The 16,617-nt window shown below is 66.9% G+C and carries 14 protein-coding genes; all 14 read left to right on the top strand.

Features of this window, described 5'->3' with window-relative positions; genetic code table 11:
• Positions 1–96: 96 nt before the first annotated feature.
• The 14 genes from FKZ61_RS10515 (at position 97) to ftsA (ending at position 16,591) form a co-directional block, all read left to right on the top strand.
• Positions 97–771 (top strand): septum formation initiator family protein, encoded by a 675-nt coding sequence (locus FKZ61_RS10515; protein WP_170199553.1) that lies wholly within the window; start codon positions 97–99, stop codon positions 769–771.
• Positions 772–782: 11 nt separating this feature from the next.
• On the top strand, positions 783–2,600 hold the full coding sequence (locus FKZ61_RS10510; RefSeq protein ID WP_141610072.1) for a peptidoglycan D,D-transpeptidase FtsI family protein: 1,818 nt from the start codon (positions 783–785) through the stop codon (positions 2,598–2,600).
• A 101-nt stretch (positions 2,601–2,701) separates the two neighbouring features.
• Positions 2,702–4,207, top strand: a complete 1,506-nt coding sequence (locus FKZ61_RS10505) for a UDP-N-acetylmuramoyl-tripeptide--D-alanyl-D-alanine ligase (RefSeq protein ID WP_170199551.1) — start codon at positions 2,702–2,704, stop codon at positions 4,205–4,207.
• Between the two features lie 65 nt (positions 4,208–4,272).
• Positions 4,273–5,292: a phospho-N-acetylmuramoyl-pentapeptide-transferase gene (gene mraY / locus FKZ61_RS10500; protein ID WP_141610070.1), complete on the top strand. Its 1,020-nt coding sequence runs from the start codon at positions 4,273–4,275 to the stop codon at positions 5,290–5,292.
• Between the two features lie 134 nt (positions 5,293–5,426).
• Complete coding sequence (murD, locus tag FKZ61_RS10495; protein ID WP_141610069.1) at positions 5,427–6,992, top strand: UDP-N-acetylmuramoyl-L-alanine--D-glutamate ligase; 1,566 nt, start codon at positions 5,427–5,429, stop codon at positions 6,990–6,992.
• A 5-nt stretch (positions 6,993–6,997) separates the two neighbouring features.
• Positions 6,998–8,254 carry an FtsW/RodA/SpoVE family cell cycle protein gene (locus FKZ61_RS10490; RefSeq protein WP_141610068.1) on the top strand — a complete coding sequence of 419 codons (1,257 nt, stop codon included), beginning with the start codon at positions 6,998–7,000 and terminating at the stop codon, positions 8,252–8,254.
• On the top strand, positions 8,151–9,332 hold the full coding sequence (locus FKZ61_RS10485) for a UDP-N-acetylglucosamine--N-acetylmuramyl-(pentapeptide) pyrophosphoryl-undecaprenol N-acetylglucosamine transferase (RefSeq protein ID WP_141610067.1): 1,182 nt from the start codon (positions 8,151–8,153) through the stop codon (positions 9,330–9,332). Before FKZ61_RS10490 ends, FKZ61_RS10485 begins: the two co-directional genes overlap by 104 nt.
• Positions 9,333–9,363: 31 nt before the next feature.
• A complete protein-coding gene (locus FKZ61_RS10480; RefSeq protein ID WP_141610066.1) occupies positions 9,364–10,014 on the top strand; it encodes a hypothetical protein in 651 nt (216 codons plus the stop codon).
• Positions 10,015–10,126: 112 nt separating this feature from the next.
• On the top strand, positions 10,127–10,672 hold the full coding sequence (locus tag FKZ61_RS10475) for a CvpA family protein (RefSeq protein WP_141610065.1): 546 nt from the start codon (positions 10,127–10,129) through the stop codon (positions 10,670–10,672).
• Between the two features lie 48 nt (positions 10,673–10,720).
• The gene (gene murC, locus FKZ61_RS10470) at positions 10,721–12,169 is read left to right on the top strand and encodes a UDP-N-acetylmuramate--L-alanine ligase (RefSeq protein WP_141610064.1); all 1,449 of its coding nucleotides are present in this window, start codon (positions 10,721–10,723) and stop codon (positions 12,167–12,169) included.
• Complete coding sequence (murB, locus tag FKZ61_RS10465; RefSeq protein ID WP_141610063.1) at positions 12,166–13,161, top strand: UDP-N-acetylmuramate dehydrogenase; 996 nt, start codon at positions 12,166–12,168, stop codon at positions 13,159–13,161. Before murC ends, murB begins: the two co-directional genes overlap by 4 nt.
• Positions 13,158–14,279: a D-alanine--D-alanine ligase family protein gene (locus tag FKZ61_RS10460; protein ID WP_141610062.1), complete on the top strand. Its 1,122-nt coding sequence runs from the start codon at positions 13,158–13,160 to the stop codon at positions 14,277–14,279. Before murB ends, FKZ61_RS10460 begins: the two co-directional genes overlap by 4 nt.
• Before the next feature lie 63 nt (positions 14,280–14,342).
• The gene (locus FKZ61_RS10455) at positions 14,343–15,239 is read left to right on the top strand and encodes a cell division protein FtsQ/DivIB (RefSeq protein ID WP_141610061.1); all 897 of its coding nucleotides are present in this window, start codon (positions 14,343–14,345) and stop codon (positions 15,237–15,239) included.
• 92 nt (positions 15,240–15,331) lie between these two features.
• On the top strand, positions 15,332–16,591 hold the full coding sequence (gene ftsA, locus FKZ61_RS10450; protein WP_170199547.1) for a cell division protein FtsA: 1,260 nt from the start codon (positions 15,332–15,334) through the stop codon (positions 16,589–16,591).
• Positions 16,592–16,617: the final 26 nt, after the last annotated feature.

Raw genomic sequence — 16,617 nt, 5'->3', positions numbered from 1 at the left:
TTTGACGTCTTTCATGTCATCGTCTTTCATGTCATCGTCTATGTCATTCTGCAAGGTGGTCGTCGCTGCCAATTCGCCGATGACAGAGGAGCACTTATGCAACTGGTATCCCAGCGTTCATTCTCTCCCTCTGCCCCGTATGCCCAAAAGTCATCCCCGGCGTCCCGCTGGAGTCAGGCGACAACCGCCCCCTCCACGGCTGCACCGGCCCTTCCCCTGCCGTCGGGTTGGCTGTCTCCGCTCCTCCGGCAGATGGACGTGGCGGCTGGCTGGCTCCGGCTGCCGGACAGTCCCCAGGCCTTTGCCCGCTACGTGGCCGGCCTTAGCCTGATCTTCCTGGGGCTGACCCTGCACGTCCTGTTGGCGGCCCAGATCCTGCAGGCCCGGGTGGAGCTGAGCCAGCTCCAGGCACAACACGAGCGGCTCATCCAGGAAAACAGCGAGCTGGCCTGGCAGATTGCGGCAGCCACCAACCTGGATCGGATCGCCCAACGGGCCCGGGAACTGGGCTATGTGCCCGCGGAGGGCCGTACCTTCGTCGTCCTTCCGGCGACCCCTGCCGCCCCGGCTATTCCGGCCCCTGTGGCTGAGCCCCAGCCGGAAAAGACCCAGGCGGAGGGGGGGCTTCTCCACTGGCTGCAGACCCTCTTTGCCCCTGACTCCAATTCCAGAGAGCCGCTGGCCTTGCCCACACCCGCCAGCCCTGCCGCCGACGAGGCTCCATTTGGCTGGTGGACCCGCTGGTGGCCGCGTCAGCCTGTTCAGGAATAACTCAGGCATCCATGGAATCTCCGGGCACATTCCACCGCCTTTCCGGCGGACTTTCACCCCATCTGGCATCCTCCCATGCCGGCGCGGCCAGCCAACCGGCCCGGCCCGTGGGGCGTTTTCACCTGCTGGCCGTCGGATTTGGCCTCTTGACCCTCATCGTCCTGGGACAGCTGGTGCGCTACCAGATCTTCCAGCGGGATCAGGCGGCGGCGTCTGTCGTGGCGGAGGAAGGGCCGACGGCCCGGGGGATCATGGTCGACCGGGACGGCGTCCCACTGGTGGTGAACCGCTATTTCTACCAGATTTCCGCCACCCCCCGCCAGTTGGAGACCGAGGAGGCGCGCATCGAGGTGGCCCGCCAGTTGCACGATCTGATCGGGTTGCCCTATGATCACACGATGTCTGTGTTGACGAATTATCAGGACGCCTATTTTGCTGTGTTGGCCAACGACGTAAGCCTGACCGAAGCCCAAAAGATCCTGGATTTCAAGGCCCTCCAGGAAAAAGAAAATGTGATCTACCCCCTGCAACAGGTCCACGTGCGACCGACCCCCCGGCGCTTCTACCCCCAGGAGTCCCTCTTCGCCCACCTGACCGGCTTTGTACGGCCCGATTTGGGGGGCGTCATGGGCCTGGAGGCGTACTACGACGAGTTCCTCCGCCAGGACGGCGCCGGTCTGCTGGGCGGGCGTCAGGACGGGCTGGAGAGCCTGCCCGAGGAGGTGCGCCGCTTCGTCCCCTCCGATGTGGGCAAGGATCTGGTGCTGACCCTGGACCGCACCGTCCAGTGGATTATTCGGGACGAGCTGGCCCAGGGCCTGGCCCAATATCGGGCCGAGGCCGGCACCATCATCGTGATGGCGCCCAAAACGGGCGCGATCCTGGGCATGGTGAACCTGCCCGACTACGATCCCAACCGCTATCCGGAGATGCCCCAGGAGCGTTTTCCCAACCCGGCCATCAGCGCCCAGTACGAGCCCGGCTCCATTTTCAAGATCATCACCATGGCCGCGGCCCTGGACGCCGGGTTGATGGAGCCGTCCACCGTCTTTACCGACACTGGCTATATCACCGTGGGGGGGCGGGCCATCTACAACAGCAACCGGATGGCCTACGGCCAGGTCACCGCCACCGACGCCCTGGCCCGCTCCCTTAACGTGGTGACGGCCCAGGTGGCGCAGTTGCTGGGCCCCGATCGCTTTTACCAATATCTGCGCCTTTTCGGCTTTGGCGAGGCCACCAACATCGATCTCTCCGGCGAGATCAACGGCCTGATCAAGACGCCCCAGGACCCCCACTGGAGCCTGTCGGATCTGGGCACCAACAGCTTCGGCCAGGGCCTGGCCGTCACTCCCATCCAGATGATTCGGGCCGCCGCGGCCATCGCCAACCAGGGCCGACTCATGCAGCCCTACGTGGTCCAGGCCCGGGTGGATGGCGAAACCGTTCAGTGGACCGAGCCGGTCACCGTGCGCCAGGTTCTCCAGCCGGAGGCAGCCCAGAAGCTCACCGAGATGATGGTGGCGGTGGTGGAGACGGGCAATACCAAGGCCCGGGTGCCCGGCTATCGGGTGGCCGGCAAGAGCGGCACCGCCCAGATCCCCACGCCCCAGGGCTATGTGCTGGATGAAACCATCGTCAGCTTCATCGGCTTTGCCCCCGCGGACGACCCCCAGCTGGTCGTCCTGGTGAAGATGGACCGGCCGGATCCCAACATCAACCAGTGGGCGTCCAACACCGCGGCCCCGGTCTTCAGCCGGGTGATGAAGCGGCTGCTGGAACACATGAACATTCCGCCCGAGTCGGTCCAGCCTGTCTCGCTGGATTAACGGGGATTTTGGCATTTGAGGATGTTTACGTCGCAAATGAGCAACGATCAAGGTTACGATCAAGGTACGGACAGCAAAGGGAGCAGGTATCTGTGGGTCCGGTGACGGCAACCAGAATCACCCTCCATACCCTCTGGCAGGCCCTGACCGGCGACCTGCCACCCCTGGCATTGGCGCCGGTGCCCATTCCCCGGGCATCCCTGGACAGCCGGGCCGTGGAGCCGGGGGATCTCTTTATTGCCTTGCAGGGCCAGAAGACTGATGGCCACGCCTACATCCAGGATGCCCTGGCGGCCGGCGCCCGGGCGATCATCTGCCAGCCCCACGGCCAGGCCCAGGCAGAAGCCCAGGGCGCCAGGGTGGTGGATTGTACCCGCCCCGGGGCATTTGCCGACGCGGCCGCAGCCGCGGATCTGGGCAGGGCGCCCCTGGCCTTTGTGGTGACGGACAGCGTGGTCGCGCTGCAGAAGGTGGGTGGCTTCCAGCGGATGCACCGCTGCCATGGAGATCTACGGGTGATTGGCATCACCGGCAGCGTGGGCAAGACCACCACCAAGGAACTGACGGCCGCGGTCTTGCGCCAGCGCTACAACACCTTCCACACCCCCGGCAACCTGAACAGCGAACAGGGGCTTCCCCTGGCGCTGCTCAACCTGGGGCCCCAACACGAGCGGGCCGTGGTGGAGATGGGCATGTACGCCCTGGGGGAGATCCACACCCTGTGTACCCTGGCTCGCCCCCTCATCGGCGTCATCACCAACGTGGGGCCCACCCACCTGAGCCGCCTGGGCACCATGGAGCGCATTGCCCAGGCCAAGTCGGAGCTGGTGCAGGCACTCCCGTCCGCGGAGGAGGGCGGCGTGGCCATCCTGAACTGGGACGATGAACGGGTGCGGGCCATGGCCGACCTGACCCGGGCCCGCATTTTCCGCTACGGGCTCACTCCCGAGGCGGATCTCTGGGCCGATGAGATCGAAAGCGCGGGGCTGGAGGGGATCCGCTTCCGCTTCCACTACCGCCCGCCGGACAGCCAACGCCCTGAGTCCCTCCACGTGCGGGTGCCGCTGCTGGGGCGTCATAGCGTCCACACGGCCCTGCGGGCTGCCGCCGTGGGCCTGGTGGAAGGCCTGAGCTGGGAGGAGATCGTGGCCGGCATGCAGAGCCTCTCCGGCCAGCTCCGCCTGGTGGTGGTGCCCGGGATCAACGGCTGCACCGTCATCGACGACACCTACAACGCCAGCCCGGCCAGCACCGTGGCCGCCCTGAACCTGCTGGCCGATCTCCAGCCCAGCGGCAGTGGACGCCGGATGGCCGTCCTGGGCGACATGTTGGAGCTGGGGCAGTACACGGAGGAGGGGCACAAGCTGGTGGGTCGCCGCGCCGCCGCCGTGGTGGACGTCCTGGTGACGGTGGGGGAGCTGGGGAAAGCCATTGGCGCCGAGGCCCGCGAGGTGGGCTTCCCCGAAGATCGCCTCCACATCACCGGGGACGCCCAGGAAGCCATCGAGCTGCTGCGGCAACTCGTCCAGGCCGATGACCTGGTCCTGGTGAAGGGAAGTCGGGCTGTGGGCATGGATACCATCGTGGCAGAAATGAGCCTGGCGTAGGCGCGATCCCCCGGGCTGACTGCGAGACAGGCCAGGAAGTCAGCATCCACTGGAAAGAGTCGTTCATGGCATATGCGCTCACCCTGGGTACCGTCAGTTTCTTTATCGCGGTGATGTGGGGCAAGCCCCTCATCACATTGCTCAAGCGATGGGGGATCGGCAAACAGATTCGGGTGGAATTGCCGGGTGGACACCAGGTGAAAACCGGTACGCCGACCATGGGCGGGATCCTGATCGTGGTGCCGGTCCTGCTCATCACCGGCGTGTTGAACGTGGCGAACCTCTGGGGCATGAATCTGATCGGGCAGAGTACCCTGCTCCTCTTTTTCTGCCTGGGCTCCCACGCCCTGTTGGGGGCGGTGGACGACTGGCAGGGGGTGAAGGGCCTGCGGGCCCGGGGAGAGGGCATGAGTGCCCGCATGAAGAGCACCTTTCAGCTCATTTTTGCCACCATCATCGCCCTGGTGCTCTACTTCGGGCCGCCCCACTGGGACTACGTGGGGGTGCCGGGCCTGCGGGGGCCATATGAGGGCGGCTTCTTCCGCATCGGCCCGCTGATCATCCCCATCACGATTTTCATCATCGTGGCCACCAGCAACGCGGTCAACATCACCGACGGGCTGGACAGCCTGGCAGGGAGCATCAGCAGCATCGGCTTCGCCAGCTATGGCATCATCGCCTACCTGCAGAACCAGGTCTACCTGATGGCCTTTTGCTTCACCGTGGTGGGCGCGCTGCTGGCCTTCCTCTGGTACAACGCCCATCCGGCCCAGATGTTCATGGGCGATACGGGGAGCCTGGCCCTGGGCGCTACCCTGGGGCTGGTGGCCGTGATGACGGGTCAGTGGCTCCTGCTGCCGGTGGTGGGTTCGGTCTTTGTGGCCGAAACCTTGAGCAGCACCCTTCAGGTGACCTATTACAAGTGGACCAAGCGCCGTTACGGGGAGGGCCGTCGCATTTTCAAGATGGCGCCCCTGCACCACCACTTCGAGCTGCTGGGGTGGAGCGAAACCCAGATCAAGGAGCGCTTCTGGCTGATTAGCGTGTTGAGCGGCATGTTGGGCGTCGCCCTGGCGCTGATCTGAGGGATGCAGGTCACCCATCCTGGCGTGACAGGAGGCTGTACCTCTGTCCGGCCAGGAGGCCGGACCTGCGACGGGGGCGTGAACTCGCCCGTTGTTTAGTGCCATCCGAGTTTTGACCGGTCAGGTGACCCGGCATGTCACGTGTAAAGACAGAGGGGACGTTGAAGAACGAACTGCGCTTTGCCAACCGTTCCATCCTCATCCTGGGATTGGCCCGGCAGGGGCTGGCCCTGGCCCGCTTCTTCGTGGCCCAGGGCGCCCGGGTCACCATCAGCGATGCCGCGCCGGCCGAAAAGCTCCAGGCCGAGCTGGCCGCGCTGGGGGATCTGCCGGTGCAGCTTGCCCTGGGAGGGCACCCCCTGCACCTGCTGGACGGCTGCGATCTGCTCTGCCTGAGTGGCGGCGTTCCGCCCCAGATCCCCCTGGTCCAGGAGGCCGTGGCCCGAGGGATCCGCCTGAGCAACGACAGCCTGCTGACCCTCCAGCTGGCCCACAGCCGGGGGCTGGGCCCCCTGGTGGCCATCACCGGCAGCAGCGGGAAGACCACCACCACCACCCTGGTGGGGGAAATGCTGGCCGCCACCGGCCGGACGGTCCACGTGGGCGGCAACATCGGCACGCCCCTCATCGACCGGCTGGACGCCATCCAGCCGGGTGAGCCGGTGGTCCTGGAGCTGAGCAGCTTTCAGCTGGAGCTCTTTGACCCGGCTGTGGCCTTTGGACCGTGCCAGGCGTGTGGCCCCCACGTGGCGGCCATCCTGAACGTGACGCCCAACCACCTGGATCGCCACCCCAACATGGCGTCCTACGCCAGCGCCAAGTTCAACCTGTTGCGCCGCCTCCCCCAGGGTGCCACGGCCGTGCTCAGCAGCGACGATGCCGTGACCGCCGCCCTCTTGCCGACGGAGAGCCGCCACGCCGGTCCGATCCCCTCGGCCTGGCGGCTGGGGAACCTGGTGCAGGAGCTGCAAGAGAGCCTGGCCGGGCGTGGGATCCGGCTGGTCCCCTTCAGTCGGCAGGCGCCCCTGGCCCAGGGGGCCTGGCTGGCGGGGGATCTTCTGCTCCTGGAGGGGCAACCCATCTGCCGGCGGGACGAAGTGCGCCTGCGGGGGGACCACAACATCGCCAACCTCCTGGCGGCCGCGGCCATCAGTGCCGCCGCCGGTGCCTCCGTGGACGCCATCGCCGCCGTGGCCCGCCGCTTCACAGGCGTGCCCCACCGGTTAGAGGTGGTCGCCGAGGCGGACGGGGTGACCTGGATCAACGACAGCATCGCCACCTCGCCGGAGCGGGCCATCGCCGGACTGCGCAGCTTCGACAGCCAGCAGCAGACCCTCATTCTGCTGGCCGGCGGCAAGGACAAGAACCTCTCCTGGGATACCTTTGCCCAGGAGATCGTGGAGCGGGTTCGCTTTTTGATCGGTTTCGGCGAGGCCGGCCCCATGATCGTGGACCTGGTGCAGGAGCGGGCCCGCTACAGCGACCACCCGGCGCCCGCCTGCGCGGTGGTGCAGCGGCTGGACGAGGCGGTGGAGCTGGCCGCCCGCACCGCCGGGCCCGGCACGGTGGTGCTCCTTTCGCCGGGCGGCACCAGCTTTGACGCTTACAAGAACTTCGAGGCCCGGGGGGAACATTTCCGCCATCTGGTGCACAGGCAGCTGGCGGCCCGTTCCATGTCTGGTATGAAATCCGTGGGATAGGCATCATGGCAACCACTGCGGCATCCCGCAACCGAAATGCCCCAGGCAGCTACGATTGGGGGCTTCTGGCCATCGTGGTGACCCTGCTCATGCTGGGGCTGGTGATGGTCTTCAGCGCCAGCTTCGCCCAGGGGGTCTATGGCCTGGGCGATCCCTACTACTTTGTCCTGCGCCAGTGCATCTGGGTGGCCATTGGCGTGGTGGCCATGGTGGTTGCCGCTCGCCTGCCGTACACCCTCTGGGAGCGCTGGAGCATCGGCCTGATGGGCATCACCCTGGTCATGTTGCTGGCGGTCATCGCCCTGGGCTCTGAGAAGTACGGCTCCACCCGGACCTTTTTCGGCGGCAGCGTCCAGCCCAGCGAGCCGGCCAAGATCGTCATCATCATCTACATCAGCACCTGGCTGGCCAGCAAAGGCACCAAGATCCGGGACGTGCGGGTGGGCCTGTTGCCCTTCAGCGTCCTCATGGGCGCGGTGACCGTGCTCCTGGTGGCCCAGCCGGACATCAGCACCGCCATCCTGATCGTGGCCACCGCGTCCATCATGTTCTTCATCGCCGGCGCCGAGATGAAGCAGCTCCTGGTGGTGGGCCTGGGGGGGACGGCCACCTTCTGGCTGGTGATCCACTACAGCAGCTATGCCCGGGGCCGGGTGGAGCGCTATCTGGATTCCATCTGGGATCCCCTGCACAGCAGCGAGTGGCAGGTCTGGCAGGGCGTCCAGACGTTGCTGCGGGGAGGATTGTTCGGCACCGGTGTGGGCAACGGCATGGCCAAGATGCCCGGCTTTTTGCCCCTGAGCTGGAGTGACAACATCTTCGCCGTCATCGGCGAGGAGCTGGGGCTGTTGGGGACGCTGCTGGTGATTCTGCTGTTCACCCTGCTGGCCTACCGGGGGCTGCGCACTGCCCTGCGGGCGCCGGACAACTTCGGCATGCTCCTGGCCACGGGGATCACGGCCATGCTCACCCTGCAGGCGCTGTTGAACATGGCCGTCATCGTGGCCGTGGCGCCGCCCACCGGGGTGACCCTCCCCTTCATCAGCTACGGGGGGAGCTCCCTGGTGACGGTCCTGGGGAGCATCGGGATCTTGTTGAGCATCAGCCGGGCCAACCGGGGCAACGCCGGCAGAACATCGGAACTGGGAAGGCAGGCCTATGCGCGTTTTGATTTCGGGTGGCGGAACCGGCGGACACGTCTATCCCGCCCTGGCCGTGGCCGCACGGCTGCGTCGACCCGACGCCGGGGCAGAAGCCGCTGAGCCCCACACCCTGCTCTGGATCGGCAGCACCCACGGCATGGAGCGGCAGCTGGTGGAGCGGGCAGGGGTGGCCTACCGGGGCATCGACACGGGGCAACTGCGGGTGAACAACCCGTTGACGGCGGTGGTGAATGCTGGCAAAATGGTGCGAGGCCTGGGCCAAAGCCTGGCCGCCGTCGACCACTTTCGCCCCCACGTCTGTTTTGTAACCGGCGGCTACGTGTGTGCCCCGGTGGTGCTGGCCTGTCGCCTGCGGCGTGTGCCCGTGCTCATCTACCTCCCGGACATGGTCCCGGGCTGGGCCATCCGCTGGCTCAGCCGCCTGGCCCAGCGGGTGGCAGTCACCTTCCCGGCGGCGGCCGCCGCTTTCGGGGGGGAGGTGCCCCAGGGCAAGGCCGTGGTAACCGGCTACCCGGTCCGGGCGGAGCTGGTCCAGGCTGCCCGGGATCGGCAGGCCGCCCGCCAGACCCTGGCCCGGCTCTTGTCCTGGCCGGAGCTGGCCCAGGAGGATGGCCTGCCCTTGCTGCTCATCTGGGGCGGCAGCCTGGGGGCCCGCTCCATCAACCAGGCCACCTGGCAAGGCGTGGCGGAATTGCTCCCCCACGCCCGGGTGTTGCACATTGTGGGGCAGCGGGATTGGCCCCTGTATCAGGAATGGGCTCGAGACCAGTGGCCTCCAACCCACCTTTCCCCCGAGTGGACGAGTCGCTACCGGGCCGTCCCCTACCTGCACGAGGAGATGGCCTACGCCCTGGCCGCTGCGGATCTGAGCGTGGCTCGGGCCGGGGCCAGCACCCTGGGCGAATTTCCGGTGGCCCGGCTGCCCTCGGTGCTGGTGCCCCTGCCCATCGCCGGGGTGAACCAGGCCCGCAACGCCCAGGAACTGGTCCGCCATGGCGCGGCGGTCATGCTGGAGGATGGCCATCTGACGGACCGGCTGGTGCCCACCCTGCTGGCGCTGCTGGCGGACCCTCAACGCCGCCAGGCCATGGCCGAGGCGCTGGCCCGCCTGGCCCGCCCCGACGCCGCCTGCGCCATCGCCCGGGAGCTGGGCGCCCTGGGGCGGGCGGGTACATGAGGAGCATGGATGCCGAAATGGGTGAGCTGCCATGAACTTTGAACTGGAAATTTTGCTCGCCGTCATTGTCTACCTGTGGTTCTTCGCCTGGAACGGTCGCCGGCGGGGAAGCCCACGGGAGCTGTATGTCCTGGTCGTGGCAGTCACCAGCTGGGTCATCCTGCAGACCTTTGGCCCCCAGGTGCAGCTGATCGGCAACCTGATCTTCAAGTTCATCGGTCTGGTGGCCACGGGCGGGCTGGGCGGCGAGAATAGCGATGTGCTGGCAGCCGTCAGTGAACAGCCCGACATCATCACCGCTGACAACCGGGTGACGTTTCTCTTTATCGCCTGGCTGGTCGTGGTCATCATCGTCTATCTGTGGACGGAGCTGGCGCCCATCAAGAAGCCCAACAACAAGGGCTGGGCCACCATCCTGGGCATGGCCAACGGACTCTTTTTCGCCGCTGTCCTATTGCCCCGGCTGGTGGCCATGCTGGGGGACGAAGGGCGTACCCTGGCGGCCGAAACGGAGCGCAACGACGTCTCCGTGGTGCTGCGGGGGAGCTGGTCGGTCTTTCGGGAGGGGATTGGCAACCTCTGGTCCATAGCCCAGCCCCACGCCCAGATCGTGATCTTCCTGTTGGTGGCGCTGGTGCTGATCATCGCGGCCACTTCATTGCGCAGCGGTGCCAAGGCCTGACGGAGACCGCGGGACGACGCAGGCGGTCGGCGCTGGAAATCCGGGCCCCTTCTGCCAGACAGGGGTGCGGGGCAGGGGCTGACGCCAGTGAAAGCGAAGGAACGACGACATCATGGGGCCCATCGAAGTCATCTTTTTCACCATCGGCCTGATCGTTGCCCTGATCGGCGTCACCCGCGGGTATGCCAAAGAGCTGGGCAGCACGGTACTCATCCTGGTGGGCATCGTGGTGCTGGACTTTCTGGAAGATCGCATTGACAATGTGCTGGCTGCGGCCGGGGCACAGCTCCTGGGCAGCGACAACCCGGAAGGGGTGCGCTTTTTTCAGTTCCTGGTGCTCTCCTTGCTCTTCATCGCCATCGTCTACGCCGGCTACTCGGGCAGGACCCTGGAGTTTTCCGGCCGGCCAGCGCCACCGCCCCAGGGTACGCTGCTCAGCATTCTGGTGGGGCTCTTTAACGGCTACCTGATCGCCGGCATGCTCTGGTACTTTCTGCACAAATACGACTACCCGGTGCAGGCCCTGGGCTGGATGACCAGCACGGAACTGAGCCCAACGGCCCAGACGTTGGTCAACTACCTGCCCCTGACCCTCTTCAGCGCCCCCTACTGGATGGCGTTGTTGGGCCTGCTGTTGATTTTGCGAGTCCGGGGCTGACGCATCGAACCATTGAGTCATCGCCATGGGATTGGATTGAACACACGTATGTCAAGTAACTGGCAGGAACGACTGAAGGCGCACGATTCAACATTGCGGATACACCTCCTGGGCATTGGCGGCGCGGGCCTCAGCGCCATCGCCCGGGTTCTGCTGGAGATGGGCGTGCAGGTCTCCGGCAGCGACCGACAGGTCGGCCCGGTGACGGAACAGCTCGCCGCCGCGGGGGCGCGCATCTTCCAGGGCCAGGCGGCGGACAACCTGCTGGCCCTGGCGCCGGCGGAACGGCCCCACGTGGTGCTCATGAGCAGTGCCGTGGGGCCGGACAACCCGGAACGGCAGGCCGCCATCTCCCTGGGCATTCCCGTGGTGCGCCGCAACGAATTTCTACCTGCGCTCCTGGCCGGCCGTCAGGTCATCGCCGTGGCGGGTACCCACGGCAAGAGCACCACCACGGCCATGATCGTCAAGGTCCTGCGGGATGCAGGCATCGAGGCCGGCTACATCGTGGGGGCCCACCTGCCAGGCTACGGCAACGCCAGCGCCGGACGCAGCCCGTACTTTGTCATCGAAGCCGATGAGTACGACCGTATGTTCCTGGGCCTGCGCCCCACCGTCGCCGTGGTCACCAACGTGGAGTGGGATCATCCGGACTGCTATCCCACGCCCACCAGCTTCCGGGAAGCCTTCAGCCAGTTCGTGGACACCGTTGACCCGGACGGGCTGGTGGTCTCCTGCCGGGATGACCCGGGCGCCGAGCAGATCCGGGCCCGACACCAGGCGCCCGCGCCCCGCTGGATCACCTACGGGCTCCACGCCCGGGCCGACCTGCGTGCGGTCCGGCCCACGCCCACGCCGGGCCAGGGGTACACGGCCGACCTGCAGTGGTGGCATGCGCCCACCGGTCCCCTGACCCTGGGCGTGCCCGGCCTGCACAACGTGCGCAACGCCCTGGCCGCGCTGGCCGTAAGCTGCTGGTGCGATGTCCCTTCGGCCCAGGCGCTGGAGAGCCTGCGCACCTACCGGGGCACGGCCCGGCGCTTTGAGATCAAGGGGGAAGCCCAGGGCGTGCTGGTGGTGGACGACTATGCCCACCACCCCACCGAGATCCAGGCCACCCTGGCCGCAGCCCGGGCCCGCTACCCGGAACGGCAGATCCGGGCGGTCTTTCAGCCCCACACCTTCAGCCGCACCCGGCATATGCTCTACCGCATGGGGGAAAGCTTCCAGGCGGCCGACGAAGTCATCGTCACCGACATCTACGCGGCCCGGGAGCAGGACGACGGCAGCGTCACCGCGGGCGAGCTGGTGGCAGCCAGTCCCCACCCCAACATCCACCACATTCCCACGCTGACCCAGGTGGCCGAGTACCTGGCCCAGGCTGTCCGGCCCGGCGACCTGGTGATCACCCTGGGAGCCGGGGACAGCTACCGGGTGGGGGAACTCTTGCTGGAGCGGCTGCAGGCCGTGGCCACCGCACCTACGGAGGCATCATGAACCCAGAAGTCGTCGACCGCCTGAGCGTGGCCGCCATCGAAGATTTTTCCGTGCCAGAACGGTTGGGGATCCCGGTGCGCCGCCACGTCAGCCTGGCGCCCCTGACCACCATCAAGGTGGGCGGCCCCGCCGATTATTTCGCCACCGTCCAAACGGTGGACCAGTTGCTGAAGCTGGTGCGTTGGGCCCGCTCGGTGGGCCTGCCCTACTTCATCCTGGGCGGCGGCAGCAACATCCTGATCAGTGATGCCGGTATCCGGGGGCTGGTCATCGAAAATCGTTGCCGCCAGGTGCGGGTGGATCCCGCACCCTGTTGCGCCTTTCCCCGGGACGACCGCCCCTACCTTTTCGCCGAGAGCGGCGCAGCCATGGCCGGGGTGGCCCGGCAGAGCATCCGCGCCGGCCTCACCGGGCTGGAGTGGGCGGTGAGCATCCCCGGCACAGTCGGCGGCGCGGTGGTGGGCAACGCCGGTGCCCACGGCGGCGAGGTGAAGGACTGCCTGGACTATGCCCTGGTGCTGGACGAGCACGACGAGGTGCGGGAGTACACGGTGGCCGACTTTGCCTACGCCTACCGGGACAGCACGTTGAAGCGGCAGAAGCTGTTGCAGGCCGGCTTCAAGCCGGTGGTGCTGAGCGCCAATTTCCGCCTGCCCTACGGGGAGCCAGAGGTGGGGCGGGCCCTGGCCGAGGGCTACCTGGCCCATCGCCGACGCACCCAGCCGGTAGAGCCCAGCCTGGGCAGTACCTTTGTGAACCCGCCGGGCGACTTTGCCGGCAGGCTGATTGAAGCCGCCGGGCTGAAGGGGGCACGGGTGGGCGGCGCCCAGGTGAGTGAGCTTCACGCCAACTTCATCATCAACCCGGGCGGCGTGGGCAGCGCCACGGCCCGGGACGTGCTGGCCTTGATGGAGCTGATCCAGACCACCGTCCACAGGCGACTGGGCGTGGAGCTGGTGCCCGAGGTTCAGCTGGTGGGGGAATGGACATGAGCAGATCCGGCAGCAGAGACCGGCGAAACATTCGGGTCGGCGTGGTCTTCGGCGGCCGCAGCAGTGAGCACGAGGTTTCCCTGGCCAGTGCCCGCAACGTGATGGACGCGTTGCGCCAGGCCGGGTACACGGTGGTGCCCATCGGCATCACCCGCGAAGGTCGGTGGCTGACCGGGGGCGATCCCCTGGCCCTGCTGAGCGAGCAGGCGGCCAGCCCCAACGGCCACAGCCACTCGGACAGCAGCCTGGTGCCGGGGCGTTGGGCCCTCTTGCCCCGGGAGCGCCAGGGCGAGCCGCTGCCCACGGTGGATGTCATCTTCCCGGTGCTCCACGGCCCCTACGGCGAGGACGGCACCATCCAGGGCCTGTTGGAGATGGCCAACCTGCCCTACGTGGGCTGTGGGGTGTTGGCCAGCGCCGTCGCCATGGACAAGGACGTGGCCAAACGCCTCTTCGCCGCAGCCGGCCTCTGCCAGACGCCTAGCCGGGTTCTCCACCGGCGGGCCTGGCGTGCCCGGTCGGATGCCCTGGTGGCGGAGGTGGAGGCGAGCCTGGGCTATCCCCTCTTTGTCAAGCCGGCCAATCTGGGCAGCAGCGTGGGGGTGAGCAAGGCCCGCGACCGGGCGGAGTTGGAGGCGGCTATTGAGCTGGCCTGCGCCTATGATGCCAAAGTCCTGGTGGAAGCCGCGGTGCCCAACGCCCGGGAGATCGAGGTGAGCGTGTTGGGCAACCACGAACCCATGGCCAGCGTGCCCGGCGAGATCATCCCGGGCCACGAGTTTTACGATTACGAGGCCAAGTACCTGGACGACAGCAGCCAGCTGCTGATTCCGGCGCCCCTGACGCCGGAGCAAGTCGCCCACGTGCAGGAGCTGGCCCTGCGGGCCTTTCGGGCCGTGGAAGCCAGCGGCCTGGCCCGGGTGGACTTCCTGCTGGATGATGCCAGCGGCACCTTTTACCTGAACGAGATCAACACCATGCCGGGCTTCACCCGCATCAGCATGTATCCCAAGCTGTGGGAAGCCAGCGGCATCCCGTATCCGGAGCTGGTGGACCGGCTGGTGCAGCTGGCTCTGGAACGGTACGAAGAGCGGCAACAGAATCGCACCGCGCGTTAGTGCCGGAAGGCGTGGCGCGTATGTCAGGCGGTCCTAATCCGCCAGGAATCGAGGAAGACCGGGATGACCAGGTCCACCAGAACGTCACAGCATCGCTGGCCTGGGATGGGCAGGGCCCCTTCTGGGCCCCGTGCCCGGCGGCGTACCGCTACCCGGCGGCGACGGCGCTTTGAATCTGCCCTGGCGGGGCTGGGCACCCGGACCGGCGTCAACCGGGCCGGGCAGGCGGTGCAGGGGCTCTGGGGGCGGGTGCACTGGCATCCCAGCAAGTGGATCAGCCTGGGGTTGGCGGTGGCCGTCGTGGCCGCCATCCTCTGGCTCCATGGGCCCAGCGGCTGGTTCGTCTACGCCGAGGATGTCTCCTTCACCGACCTGACCTACCTGTCCGGGGAGGAGCTGTATCAGCGCAGCGGCGTGGATGGCTGGAGCATCTTCTGGCTGGAGCCCGGGCAGATCCGCCAGGCCCTCCTGGAACACCCCTACGTGGCCGATGCCCAGGTGCGCCTGGGGTTGCCCCACCGGGTGGAGATCCAGGTCCAGGAGGCGCAGCCCGTTGCCCTCTGGGTCACCCGGGACGGCACCTACTGGCTGCTGGCGGATGGCACGGCCCTGGCCGCCCGGACCGAGGTGGACCCGGGGCTGCCCCAGATTCTGGACGCCCTTCAGGAGGCCCGGGCCCTGGACAGCCGCCACGGCATCGCGGTGGATGCCCGCATCCTGGAGAGCGCACTGTCCTTGATGGACACCCTGCCCGAGTTGGGCAACCAGGTCCGCTATAACCGCAGCGTGGGGCTGAATTTTCCCTTGCCCCAGGAGCAGGTCTGGGTCTACTGGGGCGATGGCTACAATTTGCAGGCAAAAAGACAGAATTTGGAAGCTGCCAGGCGGCTACTGGAGGACGGCAAGACCTCCGCACAGATCATCGATGTTCGTTATGTTCATCGGCCCTATGTACGCTGAACCGCCCTGCCGGCGGTGGCGGACAGGCGTCATCCAGGGGTATCCGGTGCACCCATTCCTGGCGTGTGTGGGCTAACCAGAGAGGTGTTGTCGTGCAGGAATTCATTTCAGCTATTGATATCGGAACCACCAAAGTCTGTGCCCTGACGGCTGCTGTAACCCATGACAGCCTGGGCAACCTGGCCCTCCGGGTGTTGGGCGTGGGCCAGGCCGTGAGCCGGGGCATCCGGCGTGGGGTGGTGGTCAACGTCAAGGATGCCACCGCCTGCGTGGGAGAAGCCGTGGAGAAGTGTGAGGAGGATGCAGGGCAACCCATCTTGAGCGCGTATGTCGGCATCGCCGGCAGCCATATTTCCACCTTGAACAGCAAGGGGATGAGCCCGGTCGACCATCGTCAGGGCGTGACCGGCCAGGACATGCAGCGCGCGCTGGAAGGCGCGCGGGCCGTGGCCCTCCCCGAAAATCAGGAGGTGATCCACACCATTGCCCGTCAGTGGACCGTGGACAGCCAGGGGGCCGTCCAGTACCCCCTGGGCATGAGCGCCTATCGCCTGGAAGTGGACGCCCACATCGTCACCGGCAGCAGCACCGCGGTCAACAACCTGGCCCAATGCGTGCTGTCCCACAACATCGACATCGACGAGCTGGTGCTGGAGCCCCTGGCCAGCAACGAGGCGGTGTTGCGGCCGGAGGAGCGCCAGATGGGCGTGGCCGTCGTCGACCTGGGCGGCGGCACCACCGACATCGCCATTTTCATCGAAGATGGCCTGTGCCACACCGTCATCCTGGATCTGGGAGGTAATCATCTCACCAACGATCTGGCGGTCGGCTTGCATGCACCCTTTGAAACGGCCGAGGAGTTGAAGCTGCGCTATGGCACCGTGCTGCCCGATCGGGTGGCCGCGGATGAGAAAGTCTGGGCCACCGTCTTCGGGGAGCGTTCTGAGCGGAGCTTCAGCCGCCGTTTCATCAGCGAGATCTTGGAAGCCCGAGCCTGCGAGATCCTCGAGATCGTGCGGGAAAAACTGGAGGAGAGCGGATATTACGACAGGTTGCCGGCAGGCATTGTCCTGACGGGCGGATCGAGTCAGCTCCATGGCCTGACGGAGCTGGGGCGGGAGATCTTTGGCATGCCGGTGCGGGTGGGGGCGCCTTCTGCCCGCCTGCCCATCGGCGGGCTGACCCGCACCCTGCTGTCGCCCACCTACGCCACCAGCGTGGGGCTGTTGCTCTGGGGGCTGCACGAGGACGCCCGGTCGGTGCATCGACGGTTTTCGGCCGACTCCCCGAGCCCCCACACCCAGTGGGTGGGCCAGGCCATGCGATGGCTGCGCAACCTGTTGCCCGGCTGAGCGGTTCCCGGCCCCATGGCAGGCTG

Source organism: Litorilinea aerophila (assembly GCF_006569185.2).
In the GTDB taxonomy this organism is placed as follows: Bacteria; Chloroflexota; Anaerolineae; order Caldilineales; family Caldilineaceae; genus Litorilinea; species Litorilinea aerophila.
Note: the sequence above shows the minus strand (reverse complement) of the source record. Positions and strands in the feature narration are given on the sequence as shown.

Coding starts and splice junctions, on each gene's coding strand:
- FKZ61_RS10515 (WP_170199553.1), top strand. CDS start 97: ATGCAACTGGTATCCCAGCGTTCATTCTCTCCCTCTGCCCCGTATGCC.
- FKZ61_RS10510 (WP_141610072.1), top strand. CDS start 783: ATGGAATCTCCGGGCACATTCCACCGCCTTTCCGGCGGACTTTCACCC.
- mraY (WP_141610070.1), top strand. CDS start 4,273: ATGGCATATGCGCTCACCCTGGGTACCGTCAGTTTCTTTATCGCGGTG.
- murD (WP_141610069.1), top strand. CDS start 5,427: ATGTCACGTGTAAAGACAGAGGGGACGTTGAAGAACGAACTGCGCTTT.
- FKZ61_RS10490 (WP_141610068.1), top strand. CDS start 6,998: ATGGCAACCACTGCGGCATCCCGCAACCGAAATGCCCCAGGCAGCTAC.
- FKZ61_RS10485 (WP_141610067.1), top strand. CDS start 8,151: ATGCGCGTTTTGATTTCGGGTGGCGGAACCGGCGGACACGTCTATCCC.
- FKZ61_RS10480 (WP_141610066.1), top strand. CDS start 9,364: ATGAACTTTGAACTGGAAATTTTGCTCGCCGTCATTGTCTACCTGTGG.
- FKZ61_RS10475 (WP_141610065.1), top strand. CDS start 10,127: ATGGGGCCCATCGAAGTCATCTTTTTCACCATCGGCCTGATCGTTGCC.
- murC (WP_141610064.1), top strand. CDS start 10,721: ATGTCAAGTAACTGGCAGGAACGACTGAAGGCGCACGATTCAACATTG.
- murB (WP_141610063.1), top strand. CDS start 12,166: ATGAACCCAGAAGTCGTCGACCGCCTGAGCGTGGCCGCCATCGAAGAT.
- FKZ61_RS10460 (WP_141610062.1), top strand. CDS start 13,158: ATGAGCAGATCCGGCAGCAGAGACCGGCGAAACATTCGGGTCGGCGTG.
- FKZ61_RS10455 (WP_141610061.1), top strand. CDS start 14,343: ATGACCAGGTCCACCAGAACGTCACAGCATCGCTGGCCTGGGATGGGC.